This is a genomic window from Cytophagia bacterium CHB2 (assembly GCA_030263535.1).
GTDB lineage: Bacteria > Zhuqueibacterota > Zhuqueibacteria > Zhuqueibacterales > Zhuqueibacteraceae > Coneutiohabitans.
Genome location: SZPB01000661.1, coordinates 1 through 1,717, shown reverse-complemented (window position 1 = coordinate 1,717; position 1,717 = coordinate 1). Strand labels below are relative to the sequence as shown.

Here is a 1,717-nt window from a genome sequence, read left to right as displayed (position 1 = left end):
CTCCACCGAGAAATCCTCTCTCATCGCGCAAGCGATTGCCGAACTGCCGGATCATTACCGCGAGGCCATCATTCTGCGGCACACCGAGGAAAAATCCTACGAAGAAATTGCCGAGCTCACCCATGTTCCGCTGGGCACGGTGAAAGCGCGCATCTTCCGCGCCCGCGAAATGCTCAAACACAAGCTCAAGGGCAGGCTGTTAGTCTAAAACACTTGCCACAAATGAGCACCGGCGCCGTTCAGATTTGTTCCTCCAACACCAAGCCGTCGCCCAGCAACACCCCGTGCCGCAATCCGCGATGACTCACGATGATCTCATCGAAATCGTAGAGATCCATGAACGTTTCAAGAATCAATCCGCCGGCCAGAATGACATCGGCGCGCGCCGGTGGCAACCCCGGCAACCTCTTGCGTTCCGCCAGCGTCAACGCCGCCAATTCCGCCGCCAGGCTGCGCAACGTTTTCTTAGTCAACAAAAAGCGGTCGATTGAGGCGGGATCATAATCTCTCATTTTTTGCGCCATGGCGGCCAGCGTCGTGATCGTGCCGGCCGTACCAACCAGACTGCGCACTTTGTAAAAATCCTGCCCGGCCCAGGTTTGCCGCATCATCTCTTCCGCTTGCCGGCGCACGGCAGCCGTTTCCTCCACTGCAGGAGGATCGCTCGACAAAAACCGTTCGGTGAGCCGAACCGAGCCGATATCGATGCTTTGCACAAGTTCAAGCTCGTCAAGCGTGCCGATCACCACTTCCGTGCTGCCGCCGCCGATGTCAATAATGGCCACCGGCTCGGCCAGATCTTGCTTGTTCGATAATGCGCCAAGATATGTCAAGCGCGCTTCGGTTTCGCCGGAGATGACGTGAATGGCAACACCGGTTTCGTGTTGCGCGCGTTGCAAGAACTCCTGCCGGTTTGCCGCTTGCCGCAAGGCGCTGGTTCCCACCGCCACAATTTTCTCACATTGATGCTGGGCTGCGAGCCGGCTGTACTCTTGCAAGCATTCCAAGCCGCGCTGCATGGCCTCTGCGTTCAGATTGCCCGCACGATCGACGCCCTTGCCGAGGCGAACGATGGTTTCCCGCTCATCAATCGGTATGATTTGCCCATCTTTGATCTCGGCAATCAGCAGCAAAAATGTATTCGTGCCGAGATCGAAGCTCGCCAACCTCGCAGCCCGCTCCACGTTGTCCGTTGGCATAATGATGATCCCTTATATTATAAACCAAAACCGTTGTGACTCGCTCATGCAAAAAAAACCGCAACTATCGTTCAGGGCGGCGCAAAATCAATCCTGCCGCTTGGATCGATTTGAAACTGTTTTGACTTCACAAACATGACATGCGCGCCGAAACCGGTAAGGTCCACAACGGTATCGAACACGCGTGAGCGCAACCCGCTTACTGGCGGCGGCGGCGGACCAGTATCCGTGGAATCTTGCGATCGCATGCCCTTCACCTCGCCCGAGAGCCAGCCGCGAATTTCCTGCAACGATTCGCGCGACACCGGTTCGAGCACGATTTCAATCACGATATAGTAGCGCGCCTTTGCACTCAGTTGGCTGGAATCTGCCACAACCAGCCGGCGGTGCCGTTCCCAACTGCTGCGCACGAAATCCAATGACTTGGTCAAGCGCCGTTCGCCGGCGCTTTGCACAAAAAACTTGCTTTCCCACGGCTCGAACGTCGATTTGACTTGAAACTCGCGTTCTGCGGTGAG

At 56.5% G+C, this 1,717-nt stretch carries 2 protein-coding genes; one reads left to right on the top strand and one right to left on the bottom strand.

Annotation, left to right across the window (positions count from 1 at the left end):
- A partial coding sequence (locus FBQ85_29995; protein ID MDL1879364.1) for a sigma-70 family RNA polymerase sigma factor occupies nucleotides 1–208 on the top strand: 208 nt, incomplete at its 5' end.
- 31 nt (nucleotides 209–239) lie between these two features.
- Here FBQ85_29995 and FBQ85_29990 read toward each other — a convergent pair.
- Nucleotides 240–1,199, bottom strand: coding sequence for a Ppx/GppA family phosphatase (locus tag FBQ85_29990; protein MDL1879363.1), 960 nt, complete (start codon nucleotides 1,197–1,199; stop codon nucleotides 240–242).
- Nucleotides 1,200–1,717: the final 518 nt, after the last annotated feature.